This is a genomic window from Cellulomonas biazotea, from assembly GCF_004306155.1.
GTDB classification, from domain to species: Bacteria; Actinomycetota; Actinomycetes; order Actinomycetales; family Cellulomonadaceae; genus Cellulomonas; species Cellulomonas biazotea.
The window spans coordinates 1-13300 of the sequence record NZ_BIMR01000021.1; the positions used below are offsets into that span (position 1 = coordinate 1).

The 13300-nt window shown below is 70.2% G+C and carries 24 protein-coding genes; all 24 read right to left on the reverse strand.

The window, feature by feature from the left end; genetic code table 11:
• Positions 1-26: 26 nt before the first annotated feature.
• On the reverse strand, positions 27-428 hold the full coding sequence (gene rpsK / locus CBZ_RS02125) for a 30S ribosomal protein S11 (protein WP_013770191.1): 402 nt from the start codon (positions 426-428) through the stop codon (positions 27-29).
• Positions 429-518: 90 nt separating this feature from the next.
• Entirely contained in the window at positions 519-899 is a 381-nt protein-coding gene (gene rpsM, locus CBZ_RS02130) for a 30S ribosomal protein S13 (protein WP_013770190.1), read from the reverse strand.
• 229 nt (positions 900-1128) lie between these two features.
• The gene (gene rpmJ, locus CBZ_RS02135) at positions 1129-1242 is read right to left on the reverse strand and encodes a 50S ribosomal protein L36 (protein ID WP_013117849.1); all 114 of its coding nucleotides are present in this window, start codon (positions 1240-1242) and stop codon (positions 1129-1131) included.
• A 67-nt stretch (positions 1243-1309) separates the two neighbouring features.
• Positions 1310-1531, reverse strand: coding sequence for a translation initiation factor IF-1 (gene infA, locus CBZ_RS02140; RefSeq protein ID WP_013770189.1), 222 nt, complete (start codon positions 1529-1531; stop codon positions 1310-1312).
• 346 nt (positions 1532-1877) lie between these two features.
• Entirely contained in the window at positions 1878-2765 is an 888-nt protein-coding gene (locus CBZ_RS21340) for a hypothetical protein (RefSeq protein ID WP_174768625.1), read from the reverse strand.
• A 491-nt stretch (positions 2766-3256) separates the two neighbouring features.
• A complete protein-coding gene (gene map, locus CBZ_RS02150; protein WP_130779973.1) occupies positions 3257-4099 on the reverse strand; it encodes a type I methionyl aminopeptidase in 843 nt (280 codons plus the stop codon).
• A 39-nt stretch (positions 4100-4138) separates the two neighbouring features.
• A complete protein-coding gene (locus tag CBZ_RS02155; protein WP_130779974.1) occupies positions 4139-4711 on the reverse strand; it encodes an adenylate kinase in 573 nt (190 codons plus the stop codon).
• Positions 4708-6006 carry a preprotein translocase subunit SecY gene (gene secY, locus CBZ_RS02160; RefSeq protein ID WP_130779975.1) on the reverse strand — a complete coding sequence of 433 codons (1299 nt, stop codon included), beginning with the start codon at positions 6004-6006 and terminating at the stop codon, positions 4708-4710. The genes CBZ_RS02155 and secY overlap by 4 nt, the downstream gene beginning before the upstream one ends.
• 166 nt (positions 6007-6172) lie before the next feature.
• Positions 6173-6895 carry a 50S ribosomal protein L15 gene (gene rplO / locus CBZ_RS02165; protein WP_130779976.1) on the reverse strand — a complete coding sequence of 241 codons (723 nt, stop codon included), beginning with the start codon at positions 6893-6895 and terminating at the stop codon, positions 6173-6175.
• A 2-nt stretch (positions 6896-6897) separates the two neighbouring features.
• Positions 6898-7080, reverse strand: a complete 183-nt coding sequence (gene rpmD, locus CBZ_RS02170) for a 50S ribosomal protein L30 (protein ID WP_130779977.1) — start codon at positions 7078-7080, stop codon at positions 6898-6900.
• The gene (gene rpsE / locus CBZ_RS02175; protein ID WP_130779978.1) at positions 7080-7724 is read right to left on the reverse strand and encodes a 30S ribosomal protein S5; all 645 of its coding nucleotides are present in this window, start codon (positions 7722-7724) and stop codon (positions 7080-7082) included. Before rpsE ends, rpmD begins: the two co-directional genes overlap by 1 nt.
• A 31-nt stretch (positions 7725-7755) precedes the next feature.
• Positions 7756-8127, reverse strand: coding sequence for a 50S ribosomal protein L18 (rplR, locus tag CBZ_RS02180; RefSeq protein ID WP_130779979.1), 372 nt, complete (start codon positions 8125-8127; stop codon positions 7756-7758).
• 3 nt (positions 8128-8130) lie between these two features.
• The gene (gene rplF, locus CBZ_RS02185; RefSeq protein WP_130779980.1) at positions 8131-8670 is read right to left on the reverse strand and encodes a 50S ribosomal protein L6; all 540 of its coding nucleotides are present in this window, start codon (positions 8668-8670) and stop codon (positions 8131-8133) included.
• A 24-nt stretch (positions 8671-8694) separates the two neighbouring features.
• Positions 8695-9093, reverse strand: coding sequence for a 30S ribosomal protein S8 (gene rpsH, locus CBZ_RS02190; RefSeq protein WP_013770179.1), 399 nt, complete (start codon positions 9091-9093; stop codon positions 8695-8697).
• Positions 9094-9178: 85 nt separating this feature from the next.
• A complete protein-coding gene (locus CBZ_RS02195; protein WP_013770178.1) occupies positions 9179-9364 on the reverse strand; it encodes a type Z 30S ribosomal protein S14 in 186 nt (61 codons plus the stop codon).
• 1 nt (position 9365) lies between these two features.
• A complete protein-coding gene (gene rplE / locus CBZ_RS02200) occupies positions 9366-9932 on the reverse strand; it encodes a 50S ribosomal protein L5 (RefSeq protein WP_130779981.1) in 567 nt (188 codons plus the stop codon).
• Entirely contained in the window at positions 9932-10273 is a 342-nt protein-coding gene (rplX, locus tag CBZ_RS02205) for a 50S ribosomal protein L24 (protein ID WP_130779982.1), read from the reverse strand. The genes rplE and rplX overlap by 1 nt, the downstream gene beginning before the upstream one ends.
• A gap of 2 nt (positions 10274-10275) precedes the next feature.
• The gene (gene rplN / locus CBZ_RS02210; protein ID WP_013770175.1) at positions 10276-10644 is read right to left on the reverse strand and encodes a 50S ribosomal protein L14; all 369 of its coding nucleotides are present in this window, start codon (positions 10642-10644) and stop codon (positions 10276-10278) included.
• Between the two features lie 151 nt (positions 10645-10795).
• Positions 10796-11080, reverse strand: a complete 285-nt coding sequence (rpsQ, locus tag CBZ_RS02215) for a 30S ribosomal protein S17 (RefSeq protein ID WP_130779983.1) — start codon at positions 11078-11080, stop codon at positions 10796-10798.
• 7 nt (positions 11081-11087) lie between these two features.
• Positions 11088-11327 carry a 50S ribosomal protein L29 gene (gene rpmC, locus CBZ_RS02220; protein ID WP_013882864.1) on the reverse strand — a complete coding sequence of 80 codons (240 nt, stop codon included), beginning with the start codon at positions 11325-11327 and terminating at the stop codon, positions 11088-11090.
• On the reverse strand, positions 11327-11743 hold the full coding sequence (gene rplP, locus CBZ_RS02225) for a 50S ribosomal protein L16 (protein WP_013770172.1): 417 nt from the start codon (positions 11741-11743) through the stop codon (positions 11327-11329). Before rplP ends, rpmC begins: the two co-directional genes overlap by 1 nt.
• A gap of 3 nt (positions 11744-11746) precedes the next feature.
• Positions 11747-12586 carry a 30S ribosomal protein S3 gene (gene rpsC, locus CBZ_RS02230; RefSeq protein WP_130779984.1) on the reverse strand — a complete coding sequence of 280 codons (840 nt, stop codon included), beginning with the start codon at positions 12584-12586 and terminating at the stop codon, positions 11747-11749.
• Positions 12586-12954, reverse strand: coding sequence for a 50S ribosomal protein L22 (rplV, locus tag CBZ_RS02235; RefSeq protein ID WP_013770170.1), 369 nt, complete (start codon positions 12952-12954; stop codon positions 12586-12588). Before rplV ends, rpsC begins: the two co-directional genes overlap by 1 nt.
• A 53-nt stretch (positions 12955-13007) precedes the next feature.
• Entirely contained in the window at positions 13008-13289 is a 282-nt protein-coding gene (rpsS, locus tag CBZ_RS02240) for a 30S ribosomal protein S19 (protein ID WP_130779985.1), read from the reverse strand.
• Positions 13290-13300 lie beyond the last annotated feature (11 nt).

The following is a 13300-nucleotide window of genomic DNA, read 5'->3' on the forward strand; positions in this document are numbered from 1 at the left end:
CCCCCGGCCCACGGCGGAGCCGAGGGTCAGACGCGGCGGCGCTTCGGCGGACGGCAGCCGTTGTGCGCCTGGGGCGTCACGTCCTGGATCGAGCCGACCTCGAGGCCGGTCGCCTGGAGCGAGCGGATCGCGGTCTCACGGCCGGAGCCGGGGCCCTTGACGAAGACGTCGACCTTGCGCATGCCGTGCTCCTGCGCCCGGCGAGCAGCGGCCTCGGCGGCGAGCTGCGCGGCGAACGGGGTCGACTTGCGCGAGCCCTTGAAGCCCACCTGGCCCGACGACGCCCAGGCGATCACGGCGCCGGACGGGTCGGTGATGGAGACGATGGTGTTGTTGAACGTGCTCTTGATGTGGGCCTGGCCGTGGGAGACGTTCTTCTTCTCCTTGCGGCGCGGCTTGCGCACGGAACTGCGGGTCTTGGGAGGCATCTGCTTCTTCTCTCGTGGTCTGCAGGTCGCTGGTCCGGCGTCCCGGGACGCGCGCACCGGTCGGTGCGTGATCCTCGCGGGACGGTCGGGCTACTTGCGCCCGGCCTTCTTCTTGCCGGCGACGGTGCGCTTCGGGCCCTTGCGGGTGCGCGCGTTGGTCTTCGTGCGCTGACCGCGCACGGGAAGGCCACGGCGGTGGCGCAGGCCCTCGTAGCAGCCGATCTCGACCTTGCGGCGGATGTCCGCGGCGACCTCACGGCGGAGGTCACCCTCGAGCTTGAAGTTGCCCTCGAGGTAGTCGCGCAGCGCCACGAGCTCGGTGTCCCCGAGGTCCTTGACGCGGACGTCCGGGCTGATGCCGGTGGCGGCCAGGGTCTGCTGGGCGCGCGTGCGACCGACCCCGTAGATGTAGGTGAGCGCGATCTCCAGCCGCTTCTCGCGGGGGAGGTCGACGCCGATAAGACGTGCCATGTGCCTGGTGGCTCCTGAACTGCGTCGGAGGTCTTCCGCACCACCCTCCCGCGTGCTGCGGGCCCCGGCCTCCGACCGAGGGTTCGCCGGCCCGGCCGGGCGTGAGCCCGGCACCGGCCCGGAGTGGCGGTGCGCTTGCCGGCTCCCGAGGGAGCCGATGGTCCCCGTGAGGACCGTGGTGCTGCTCGACGTGCGTCGCGGGACGAGCTCGCGGCGCACCGTCAGGGCGTCAGCCCTGGCGCTGCTTGTGGCGCAGGTTCTCGCAGATCACCTGGACGCGACCGTGCCGGCGGATCACCTTGCACTTGTCGCAGATCTTCTTGACGCTGGGCTTGACCTTCATCGCGTGATTCCTCCGCCGCCGTTGACCCGCGGTCGACCCGGGGCGTGACGGCGTGTTCGAGTGGTGGTTACTTGTAGCGGTAGACGATCCGACCGCGGGACAGGTCGTACGGGCTCAGCTCCACGACGACCCGGTCCTCCGGGAGGATGCGGATGTAGTGCTGACGCATCTTGCCCGAGATGTGGGCGAGCACCTTGTGGCCGTTGGTGAGCTCCACGCGGAACATCGCGTTCGGCAGAGCCTCCACGACGCTGCCCTCGATCTCGATGACACCGTCCTTCTTCGCCATGTCCTCCGCTAACTGTCGGTCCTGTTTCGATCAGCCCACGTCGGCCGTGGCCCCCGCACAGGACGTGCGGGAACGGGACCGGCGTTCGTGGAGAGCGGTACGCCCCGACACGGTGGGGACCACCCGCCGGGCGTCCTGACGGACGACCGGGGACGACCCGTCACGCGACAGTGACAGAGGCGCACACACCCAACGGACCATGGTACGGCATCCGGCTCAATGGACGAAACCGCCGGACCTGGCCGCGCAGCCCCGTGAGGAGCTGCCGCCAGGTCCGGCGGTCCGTCGACGGACGGTCGTCCGCGCGACCGTCGTCAGGGCGTCCGCAGCACGCCCGTCAGGGACGTCAGGCGTCCGAGCCGTTCGTCCGACGACGCTGGCGCAGCACGACGAGCGCGCCACCCGCGGCGACGAGCACGCCGGCACCGATCACGACCGGCAGGACCGTCGAGCCGGTCGTGGCGAGCGTCGCGCCGCCACCGGCCGCGAGGACCTCGGAGCGCACGGTCGGCGACGGGGTCGGGGCGACCGGCGTGGTCGCGGTGGGCGTCGGCGTCGGGGCCGCGAGGACCTCGGACGTCGGGGTCGGAGTCGGAGCCGGGGCGGTCGGGGTGGGCGTCACGACGGGCGTCGCGGACGGTGTGGGTGTCGCGACCGGGGTCGGCGTCGCGGACGGCGTCGGGGTCGGCGTCACCGTGGGGGTCGGCGTCGGGGTCGGCGTGGCCGACGGGGTGGGCGTCGGCGTCGGGGTCACCGAGGGCGTGGGCGTCGGCGTCGGGACGACCGCACCGCACGCGGGAACCTCACCGACGTGCTCCTCGAGGTCCCAGTGGCGGGCCTGGAACAGCGGGCCGCCGACGTTCTCCCACGTGAGGACACCGTTCGGGTACTTCGGTGCCTTCGAGCCCGTGAAGACCTCCGGCCCGCCGTGCGCCATGTCCTCCTGGACGCCCCAGCCCGGGCCGCAGACCTCGACCGGCACGGCCGCCTGGATCTCCTCGAGCGTCAGGTCGCGCCACTCGGCGCCGGGCCACGTCGTCACCAGGTACTGCTGGCCCGAGTTCGGCCACGCGGCGTACTTGCTCGGGTCGAGCTTGAGGTAGACGTACGCGGCGGTCGTCTTCTGCTCGGCCTCGGGCTTGGGCTTGGAGACGCCCTTGCCCTGGCCGTAGCCGCCACCCTGACCGGGGCCGCCCCAGGAGCCGCCCGCCGCGGCGGGCGCGGCGGCGAGCACGCCGGCCGTCAGGACGGTGGCACCGACGACAGCGGCACGCCGCGCGTGGGACCGGAAGGACGACGGACGACTGCTGCGCTGCATAGGGACCAACCCATCGTGTGCGGCAGGCATGACGAAGGGGCACACGCCTGCGTGGCCGGCGGACCGCGCACGAGCACCCCGCCGCGGGCGCGCGACGAGGTGCTGGACGGTCCCGGCGGGAGGACGAACCCGCCGCTCGGCACACTATCCGACATATCAGACGTGGCGGGGCCATTTACCCAGGTCGGACGCCAATTCTCGGCGAGTTGGACGGTTGTTCACCCGATCGTGTGAGAGCGCGACCGCAGGACCCGGCCCGTGACCGCGGGTCCGGCCGACGATCCCCCGGCGCGCCGCGCCGAGACACGCCAGAGCAGCCGCATCCAGGCGCGCGCACGGACACCGCTCACGCGACGCACCCGGCGTCACGGCGCGCGCAAGGAGCGGCGTCGCCGGACCTACGGCGCTCAGTCGAGCGGAGCCACCTCGACGCCGTGTGCGGCCAGCGCGGCCGCTCCCCCGTCCGGCGCGGTGAGCACCCAGATCCCGTGCTCCCCCACCGCGACGGTGTGCTCCCAGTGCGACGCCCGCGACCCGTCGACCGTCACGACGGTCCAGTCGTCGTCGAGCACCTGCGTGAACCGCTCGCCACGCACGACCATCGGCTCGATGGCGACGCACAGCCCGGGCCGCACGCGCAGGCCGCGGTCCCGCGTCCGGTAGTTGAGGACGTCGGGCGGCTGGTGCATCGCCGTGCCGATCCCGTGCCCGACGTACTCCTCGACGACGCCGAACCGGCGCCCGCCGTTGAGGCCCTCGGCGGCGGCGGCGTCCACGACGTCCTCGACCGCCTCGCCGACCGCTCCGAGCCGCTCGGCACCGGCGAGCGCGGCGATCCCGGCCCACATGGCGCGCTCGGTGGTCCGTGCGAGCTCGTGGTCGACCGGATCGGCCCCGTCGAGCACCACGGTGACGGCGGAGTCGCCGTGCCAGCCGTCGACCACGGCGCCGCAGTCGACGGACACGACGTCGCCTGCCTGGAGCACCCGCGGCCCGGGGATCCCGTGCACGACCTCGTCGTTGACCGACACGCAGAGCGTCGCCGGGTAGCCGTGGTAGCCGAGGAACGACGGCGTGGCGCCGGCGTCCGCGATGACGCGTGCGGCCACGGCGTCGAGGTCGGCGGTCGTCACGCCGGGTGCGACGTGCTCGCGCACGGCCTCGAGGGCCCGGGCGACCACCAGGCCGGCCCGGCGCATGACGCGGACCTGCTCGGGCGTCTTGTACTCGACGCGCTCACGACCGAACACGGTTCACCACCCCACGACGCGGGTCTCGACGACGGCCCGTCAGCGGGCCGCGGTGCCGATCGCCGTGAGCAGACGGGCGGTGACGTCGTCGACGTCGCCGATGCCGTCGACCTGGACGAGCAGGCCGCGCTCGCCGTACACGGCCGAGATGGGAGCGGTCTGCTCGGCGTAGACGTCGAGGCGGTGCCGGATGACGTCCTCGGTGTCGTCCTCGCGGCCCTCGATCTCGGCGCGCTTGAGCAGACGCTCGACGACCACCGTCGGGTCGGCCGTGATCTCGACCGCGAGGTCGAGCGGGCGGTCCCCGAGGATCTCGTCGAGCGCGGCGACCTGTGCCACGTTGCGGGGGTAGCCGTCGAGCAGGAAGCCCTCGGCGGCGTCGTCCTGCGCGAGCCGGTCGCGCACGAGGTCGTTCGTCAGCTCGTCGGGCACGAGGGCGCCGGACGCGGTGATCGCCTGGACCTTCTTGCCGAGCTCCGTGCCGCCCTTGATGTTGGCGCGGAAGATGTCGCCGGTCGAGATCGCCGGGATGCCGAGCTCGTCGGCGAGGCGGGCGGCCTGCGTGCCCTTGCCCGCTCCGGGCGGACCGAGGAGGACGAGACGTGCGGTCACCGCAGGAACCCTTCGTAGTGCCGCTGCTGGAGCTGCGACTCGATCTGCTTGACGGTCTCGAGCCCGACGCCGACGACGATGAGGATCGACGAGCCGCCGAACGGGATGTTCGTGCCGACCTCGAGGACGATGAACGCGATCGTCGGGATCAGCGCGACCAGGGCCAGGTAGATCGAGCCCGGCGCCGTGATGCGCGTGATGACGTAGTCGAGGTACTCGGCCGTCGGGCGACCGGCCCGGATGCCGGGGATGAAGCCGCCGTACTTCTTCATGTTGTCCGCGACCTCGTCCGGGTTGAACGTGATCGCCGTGTAGAAGTAGCAGAAGAAGATGATGAGGACGACGTAGATCGCGATGTGGTACGGCGACGCGGGGTCGGCCAGGTACCGCGAGACCCACTGCACCCACCCGGCCGCCGGGTCGCCGAACTGGGCGACGAGGCCCGGCACCGCGAGCAGCGACGACGCGAAGATCACCGGGATGACACCGGCCATGTTGATCTTGATCGGGATGTAGGTGCTCGACCCGCCGTACATGCGGCGGCCGACCATGCGCTTGGCGTACTGCACCGGGATGCGGCGCTGCGACTGCTCGACGAACACGACGAGGCCGATGACGAGCACGACGATCGCGAGGACGACGATGAACTTCGCGGGGCCGTTGTCACCGGAGGCGATCGACCACATCGCGGTCGGGAAGCTCGCCGCGATGGACGTGAAGATGAGCAGCGACATGCCGTTGCCGACACCGCGCTCGGTGATGAGCTCGCCGAGCCACATGATGAGGCCGGTGCCCGCGGTCATCGTGATGACCATGATCAGCAGCGTGACCCACGAGTCGTCGGGGATGACGTCGACGGGGCAGCCCTGGAACAGCTGGCCGCTGCGCGCGATCGTGATGATCGTCGTCGACTGCAGGATCGCCAGCGCGATCGTCAGGTAGCGCGTGTACTGCGTGAGCTTCGCGGTGCCGGACTGGCCCTCGCGGTGCAGCTCCTCGAACTTGGGGATGACCACCCGCAGCAGCTGGATGATGATGCTCGCCGTGATGTACGGCATGATCCCCAGCGCGAAGACGGAGAGCTGCAGGAGCGCTCCCCCGCTGAAGAGGTTCACCAGGCCGAGCAGGTCGTTGGAACCCGCCGTCGCGTCGATGCAGACCTGCACGTTCGGATAGCTCACGCCCGGGGTCGGCAGGAAAGAGCCGACCCGGAAGATCACCATGATCCCGATCGTGAAGAGCAGCTTGCGCCGCAGGTCGGGCGTCCGGAACGCCCTGACGAATGCGCTGAGCACCTGGTCCTCCTGGGCCGCCCGGTGGCGGCGTCTCGTACGACCCGGGTTGGTCCCGGGCCGTGCCGGCCCCGCCACGACGCGGGGCAACGAGGCACCCTAACGGATGCCCGACGACAAACGGAACGAGGCCGGTGGGAAGTGAGATCCCACCGGCCTCGTCCGGCGTTCAGTCCTGCGCGACGGAGCCGCCGGCAGCCACGATCTTCTCCTTCGCGGACGCCGAGTAGGCGTCCACGGCCACGGAGACCTTGACCGTGAGCTCGCCGGTGCCGAGCACCTTGACGGGCTGGCCCTTGCGGACCGCGCCCTTCGCGACCAGGTCGGCGACCGTCACGTCGCCACCGTCCGGGTACAGCGCCGAGAGCTTGTCCAGGTTGACGACCTGGAACTCGACACGGAACGGGTTCTTGAAGCCACGGAGCTTGGGCAGCCGCATGTGCATCGGCATCTGCCCGCCCTCGAAGCGCGTCGGCACCTGGTACCGGGCCTTGGTGCCCTTGGTACCACGACCGGCCGTCTTGCCCTTCGACGCCTCACCACGACCCACGCGGGTCTTGGCGGTCTTGGCGCCGGGGGCCGGACGCAGGTGGTGCACCTTGAGGGTGCCACCGTTGCCGGGCTGTGCGGCGGCCTCGGCCGCCTTGCGGGCGGCCTCCGTCGGCGCAGCCTTCTCCGACTTGGCCTTCGCCGGGGCGGCGGCCTTCTTCGCGGGCGCCTTCTTCTCGGCAGCCGGCTTCTCCGCGGCGGCGGCGGTCTCGGCCTTGGCGGCCTTGGCCTTCGTCGTCTTCGGAGCCTCGGCGGCCGTGTCGGCGGCCTTCTTGGCAGGAGCCTTCTTGGCGGCGGCCTTGGGGGCCGTCACCTCCTCGGTCTCCTTCTTCTCGTCAGCCATGCTCACTCCACCTCTTCGACCGCGACGAGGTGCCGCACGGTCTGGACCATGCCGCGGATCTCAGGGCGGTCCTCCTTGACGACGACGTCGCCGATCCGCTTGAGGCCCAGGGTGCGCAGCGTGTCGCGCTGGTTCTGCTTGCCACCGATGCCCGAGCGCTTCTGGGTCACCTTGAGACGAGCCATCACGCACCCACCTTCTCGGAGGCGGCCGCACGACCCTCGGCCTGCGCCCGCAGGAGCGCGGCCGGGACGACGTGCTCGACCGGCAGACCACGGCGCGCGGCCACGGCCTCCGGCTGCTCGAGACCCCGCAGGGCCGCGACCGTCGCGTGCACGATGTTGATCGCGTTCGACGAGCCGAGCGACTTGCTCAGGACGTCGTGGATGCCGGCGCACTCCAGGACGGCGCGCACCGGACCACCGGCGATCACGCCGGTACCCGGCGACGCCGGACGCAGGAAGACGACACCGGCGGCGGCCTCACCCTGGATGGGGTGCGGGATGGTGCCCTGGATGCGGGGGACGCGGAAGAAGTTCTTCTTCGCCTCCTCGACACCCTTGGCGATCGCCGCGGGCACCTCCTTGGCCTTGCCGTAGCCGACGCCCACGGTGCCGTCACCGTCGCCCACCACGACCAGCGCGGTGAAGCTGAAGCGGCGACCACCCTTGACGACCTTGGCCACACGGTTGATCGTCACGACGCGCTCGACGAAAGCGCTCTTCTCGGCGGCGTCCTGACGACGTCCACCGTCACGACGGCCGCCGTCGCGGCGGTCGCCGCCGGTGCCGCCCTGGGCACCGGTGTTGCTGCGTGCAGGAGCAGCCATCAGTGAGTCCTCTTCTTCCCGGTGTACGTCGTCACAGCGCCAGGCCACCCTCGCGGGCACCGTCGGCGACCGCGGCCACCCGGCCGTGGTACTTGTTGCCGCCACGGTCGAACACGACCGCGTCGACGCCCTTGGCCTTCGCGCGCTCGGCGACGAGCTCGCCGACCTTGCGGGCCTTCGCGGACTTGTCGCCCTCGGTGCTGCGCAGGTCGACCTCGAGGGTCGAGGCCGACGCGATGGTCTGCCCGATCGCGTCGTCCACGACCTGGGCCGTGATGTGACGCGCGGAACGGGTGACGACGAGGCGCGGCCGAGCGGCCGTGCCCACGACCTTCTTGCGCAGGCGCAGGTGCCGGCGCTGGCGGGCGATCGTCTTGCCCTTGCCCTTGATGCTGATCGCCATGGCTTACTTCCCAGCCTTTCCGACCTTGCGGCGCACGTTCTCGCCCGCGTACCGCACGCCCTTGCCCTTGTACGGCTCAGGCTTGCGGATCTTGCGGATGTTCGCGGCGACCTCGCCGACCTGCTGCTTGTCGATGCCCTGCACCGAGAAGCGGGTCGGGGCCTCGACGACGAAGGTGATGCCCTCCGGCGGCGTGACGACGACCGGGTGGCTGAAGCCGAGCGCGAACTCGAGGTCCGAGCCCTTCGCGGTCACGCGGTAACCCGTACCGACGATCTCGAGCTTCTTGACGTAGCCCTCGGTGACGCCGGTGACGAGGTTCGCCAGCAGCGTGCGGGTGAGGCCGTGCAGCGAGCGAGCGAGACGCTCGTCGTTCGGGCGGGTGACCACCAGGGCACCGGCCTCGTCGCGCGCGACCTCGATGGGGGCGGCGACCGTGTGCGTGAGGGTGCCCTTCGGGCCCTTCACCGTCACGACGGCACCGTCGATGTTGACGTCCACGCCGGTCGGGACCGAAACGGGGACTCTGCCGATACGAGACATGGCTAGCTCCTTTCCGTCTCGGGATTACCAGACGTAGGCGAGGACTTCCCCACCCACGCCCTTCTTGGCGGCCTGCTTGTCGGTGAGGAGACCGGAGGACGTGGACAGGATCGCCACGCCCAGGCCGCCGAGCACCTTGGGCAGGTTGGTCGACTTGGCGTACACGCGCAGGCCCGGCTTGGACACGCGCTTCAGGCCGGCGAGCGCACGCTCGCGGTTCGGGCCGTACTTCAGGGTGACGACGAGGTTCTTGCCCACGGGGGCGTCCTCGACGGTCCAGCCCTGGATGTAGCCCTCGGCCTGCAGGATCTCCGCGACGTGCGACTTGAGCTTCGAGAACGGGATCGACACCGTGTCGTGGTGCGCCGAGTTCGCGTTGCGCAGACGCGTGAGGAAGTCTGCGATGGGGTCGGTCATGGTCATCGGGCTTCAGCCCTTTCTCGCCGGGGTATCCCGGACCCGCTGAGCGGGCCCGGGACCTACCGACGATCGGTTCCTACTGGGGGTCTTACCAGCTGCTCTTGGTGACGCCGGGGAGCTCGCCGCGGTGGGCCATCTCCCGCACGCAGATCCGGCACAGGCCGAACTTGCGGTACACCGAGTGCGGACGGCCGCAGCGCTGGCAGCGCGTGTAGGCACGCACCGCGAACTTCGGCTTCGCCGCGGCCTTGTTGATCAGAGCGGTCTTCGCCATGTCAGTTCTCCTTGAACGGGAAGCCGAGGAGCTTGAGGAAAGCGCGACCCTCGTCGTCGTTGTCGGCCGTCGTCACGATCGTGATGTCCATGCCCCGGACGCGGTCGATCTTGTCCTGGTCGATCTCGTGGAACATCGACTGCTCCGTGAGGCCGAACGTGTAGTTGCCGTGCCCGTCGAACTGGTTCGCGGACAGGCCACGGAAGTCGCGGATGCGGGGCAGGGCCGTCGACAGCAGACGGTCCAGGAACTCCCACGCCCGGTCGCCGCGCAGCGTGACGTGCGCGCCGATCGGCATGCCCTCACGCAGCTTGAACTGCGCGATCGACTTGCGGGCCTTGGTGACCTGCGGCTTCTGGCCCGTGATCTGGGTCAGGTCGCGGATCGCGCCCTCGATGAGCTTGGAGTCCTTGGCGGCCTCGCCGACACCCATGTTCACGACGACCTTCACCAGGCGCGGGACCTGGTTGATGTTGTCGTACGCGAACTGCGTGTGGAGCGCCGGCTTGATCTCGTCGGCGTAGCGGGTCTTCAGACGCGGCTGGGCCGGAGCGGTGATCTCGGTCATCAGATGTCCTTACCGGAACGCTTGGCGACGCGGACACGGACGTTCCGCGTGCGGCCGTCACGCTCGACCTGCTCGGTGCGGTAGCCGACCCGGGTGCCCTTCTTGGTCTCCGGGTCGACGAGCATCACGTTGCTGATGTGGATGGGGGCCTCGACGGTCTCGATGCCACCGGTGCGGGTGCCACGCGAGGTCTGGCCGGCCTTGACGTGCTTCTGCACGCGCTGCACGCCCTCGACGACGACGCGCTGCGTCTCCGTGAGGACCTCGAGCACACGGCCCTGCTTGCCCTTGTCGCGCCCCGAGATGACGAGGACGAGGTCGCCCTTCTTGATCTTCGCCATGGTCAGAGCACCTCCGGCGCCAGCGAGATGATCTTCATGAACTTCTTGTCGCGCAGCTCGCGGCCCACCGGGCCGAAGATGCGCGTCCCACGGGGCTCCCCGTCGTTCTTGAGGATCACGGCGGCGTTCTCGTCGAACTTGATGTACGAACCGTCCGGACGGCGGCGCTCCTTGCGGGTGCGCACGACGACAGCCTTGACGACGTCGCCCTTCTTGACGTTCCCGCCGGGGATGGCGTCCTTGACGGTGGCGACGATGACGTCGCCGATACCGGCGTACCGGCGGCCGGAGCCGCCGAGCACACGGATGCAGAGGATCTCCTTGGCACCCGTGTTGTCAGCGACACGCAGTCGCGACTCCTGCTGGATCATGACCTACTCCTGTCGTCTGGCGGGTTCTCGGCGGTGTGACCGACCGAGCCTGGCCGAACGGATAGTTGCCGTGATGCACACGTCGCGGCGGGGGCTGTCCCCTGGCGGGGCGACCCCCGCCGCCCGTGGGCAACTTGGGTGGTGCTGGGTCTTACTTGGCCTTCTCGAGGATCTCCACCAGGCGCCACCGCTTGGTCGCGGACAGCGGGCGGGTCTCCATGATCAGGACGAGGTCGCCGACGCCGGCCGAGCCCTGCTCGTCGTGCGCCTTGACCTTGCTGGTGCGTCGGATGACCTTGCCGTAGAGCGGGTGCTTGACCCGGTCCTCGACCTCGACCACGACGGTCTTGTCCATCTTGTCGCTGACGACGTAGCCGCGACGCGTCTTGCGGTACGCGCGGTGGTCCGCCGTGGCGGTCGTGCTCTTCTCGTTCATGCTGCCCTCACTCGCTCGCGGTCGGAGCGGTACGGATGCCGAGCTCGCGCTCGCGCAGGATCGTGTAGATCCGGGCGATGTCGCGACGGACGGCCTTCAGACGGCCGTGGCTCTCGAGCTGACCGGTCGCGGACTGGAAGCGGAGGTTGAACAGCTCCTCCTTGGCCTTCTTCAGCTCGGCGACCAGCTTCTCGTCGTCGAAGGCGTCCAGCTCGGTGGGAGCCAGGTCCTTGGTTCCGATAGCCATCAGTTACCACCCTCGCGAACCACGAAACGGGTCTTCATCGGGAGCTTGTGCTGCGCGCGGCGCATGGCCTCGCGAGCCAGCGGCTCCGGGACGCCGGCGAGCTCGAACATCACTCGGCCGGGCTTGACGTTGGCGATCCACCACTCGGGCGAGCCCTTGCCGGAACCCATGCGGGTCTCGGCGGGCTTCTTCGTGAGGGGACGGTCCGGGTAGATGTTGATCCAGACCTTCCCACCACGCTTGATGTGGCGGGTCATGGCGATACGCGCAGCCTCGATCTGCCGGTTCGTGACGTAGGCGGGCTCGAGAGCCTGGATGCCGTACTCACCGAACGAGATCGACGTACCACCGGTCGCGGCGCCGGAGCGCCCCGGGTGGTGCTGCTTGCGGTGCTTGAGTCGGCGCGGGATGAGCACGGCTCAGGCCTCCGTTCCGGTCTCAGCCGAGGTGTCCGCCGCGGGAGCGGCCTCGGTCGCGGGGGCCTCGACAGGGGCGTCCGACGGGCGCTCGCGACGGCCGCCGGCACGGGGGCCACGGTCTCCACGATCGCCACGGTCACCGCGCGGGCCACCACGGGCCGGACGCGGAGCCTGGGTCGCCTGCTCGCGGGCGAACTCCTTCTCGGTCATGTCGCCCTTGTAGACCCAGACCTTCACGCCGATGCGGCCGAAGGTCGTGCGGGCCTCGAAGAAGCCGTAGTCGATGTTCGCGCGGAGCGTGTGCAGCGGCACACGACCCTCGCGGTAGAACTCCGTGCGGCTCATCTCCGCGCCGCCGAGGCGGCCGGAGACCTGCACGCGGATGCCCTTGGCACCGGCGCGCTGGGCCGACTGGATGCCCTTGCGCATGGCACGACGGAACGACACGCGGCTCGCGAGCTGCTCGGCGATGCCCTGGGCGACCAGCTGGGCCTCGATCTCGGCGTTCTTGACCTCGAGGATGTTCAGCTGGACCTGCTTGCCCGTGAGCTTCTCGAGCTCGCCGCGGATGCGGTCGGCCTCCGCGCCACGACGCCCGATGACGATGCCCGGGCGGGCGGTGTGGATGTCGACGCGGACGCGGTCACGCGTGCGCTCGATCTCGACCTTCGCGATGCCCGCGCGCTCCAGGCCCGTGCCCATGAGCTTGCGGATCTGCACGTCCTCGCGGACGTAGTCGCGGTAGCGCTGACCCGGCTTCGTCGAGTCCGCGAACCAGCGCGACCGGTGGTCCGTCGTGATGCCCAGGCGATACCCGAGCGGGTTGACCTTCTGTCCCACTATCGGGTCCGTCCCTTCGTCTCGCGCTCAGCGACGACCACGGTGATGTGGCTCGTGCGCTTGAGGATCTGGCTGGCACGCCCCTGCGCCCGCGGACGGAACCGCTTGAGCGTCGGGCCCTCGTCGACGAACACCTCGGCGACGTAGAGGTTCGCCTCGTCGAGCCGCTCGCTGTTGCGCTTGGCCCCCTCGACCGCGTTGGCGATCGCCGACTGCACCGTCTTGAGGACGGGCTCCGCGGCCGCCTGCGGTGCGAACTTCAGCACCGCCACGGCCTCGCCGGCCTGCTTGCCACGGATGAGGTCCACGACGCGCCGGGCCTTCTGGGGCGTGACGCGGACGAACCGCGCCTTCGCCTTGGCTTCCATTGCTGTCCTGCCTTCTTGTCTCTGCCGTCAGGGCGTCACCAGCTGACCGGGGGTCAGCGGCGACGGCCCTTCCGGTCGTCCTTCTCGTGGCCGCGGAACGTGCGCGTCGGAGCGAACTCGCCGAGCTTGTGCCCGACCATCGACTCCGTGACGAAGACCGGCGCGTGCTTGCGTCCGTCGTGCACCGCGAACGTGTGGCCCAGGAAGTCCGGCGTGATGACCGAACGGCGGGACCACGTCTTGATGACGTTCTTGCTACCGGACTCGTTCTGCGCGTCGACCTTCTTCTGCAGGTGGCCGTCGACGAACGGGCCCTTCTTGAGGCTGCGAGGCATCTCGGGCTCCT

Bases quoted from the DNA above. Each gene is read 5' to 3' on its own strand.
- CBZ_RS02195 (WP_013770178.1), bottom strand. From the start codon at position 9,364: ATGGCGAAGACCGCTCTGATCAACAAGGCCGCGGCGAAGCCGAAGTTC.
- infA (WP_013770189.1), bottom strand. From the start codon at position 1,531: ATGGCGAAGAAGGACGGTGTCATCGAGATCGAGGGCAGCGTCGTGGAG.
- rpsQ (WP_130779983.1), bottom strand. From the start codon at position 11,080: ATGAACGAGAAGAGCACGACCGCCACGGCGGACCACCGCGCGTACCGC.
- rplF (WP_130779980.1), bottom strand. From the start codon at position 8,670: ATGTCTCGTATCGGCAGAGTCCCCGTTTCGGTCCCGACCGGCGTGGAC.
- rplV (WP_013770170.1), bottom strand. From the start codon at position 12,954: ATGGAAGCCAAGGCGAAGGCGCGGTTCGTCCGCGTCACGCCCCAGAAG.
- rplX (WP_130779982.1), bottom strand. From the start codon at position 10,273: ATGGCGAAGATCAAGAAGGGCGACCTCGTCCTCGTCATCTCGGGGCGC.
- rpsE (WP_130779978.1), bottom strand. From the start codon at position 7,724: ATGGCTGCTCCTGCACGCAGCAACACCGGTGCCCAGGGCGGCACCGGC.
- rpsS (WP_130779985.1), bottom strand. From the start codon at position 13,289: ATGCCTCGCAGCCTCAAGAAGGGCCCGTTCGTCGACGGCCACCTGCAG.
- rplN (WP_013770175.1), bottom strand. From the start codon at position 10,644: ATGATCCAGCAGGAGTCGCGACTGCGTGTCGCTGACAACACGGGTGCC.
- rpmC (WP_013882864.1), bottom strand. From the start codon at position 11,327: ATGGCTATCGGAACCAAGGACCTGGCTCCCACCGAGCTGGACGCCTTC.
- rpmD (WP_130779977.1), bottom strand. From the start codon at position 7,080: ATGGCTCGTCTCAAGGTGACCCAGAAGCGCTCGGGCATCGGTGGCAAG.
- rpmJ (WP_013117849.1), bottom strand. From the start codon at position 1,242: ATGAAGGTCAAGCCCAGCGTCAAGAAGATCTGCGACAAGTGCAAGGTG.
- rpsK (WP_013770191.1), bottom strand. From the start codon at position 428: ATGCCTCCCAAGACCCGCAGTTCCGTGCGCAAGCCGCGCCGCAAGGAG.
- rpsM (WP_013770190.1), bottom strand. From the start codon at position 899: ATGGCACGTCTTATCGGCGTCGACCTCCCCCGCGAGAAGCGGCTGGAG.
- rplR (WP_130779979.1), bottom strand. From the start codon at position 8,127: ATGGCGATCAGCATCAAGGGCAAGGGCAAGACGATCGCCCGCCAGCGC.
- rplO (WP_130779976.1), bottom strand. From the start codon at position 6,895: ATGGCTGACGAGAAGAAGGAGACCGAGGAGGTGACGGCCCCCAAGGCC.
- rpsH (WP_013770179.1), bottom strand. From the start codon at position 9,093: ATGACCATGACCGACCCCATCGCAGACTTCCTCACGCGTCTGCGCAAC.
- rplE (WP_130779981.1), bottom strand. From the start codon at position 9,932: ATGACCGAGATCACCGCTCCGGCCCAGCCGCGTCTGAAGACCCGCTAC.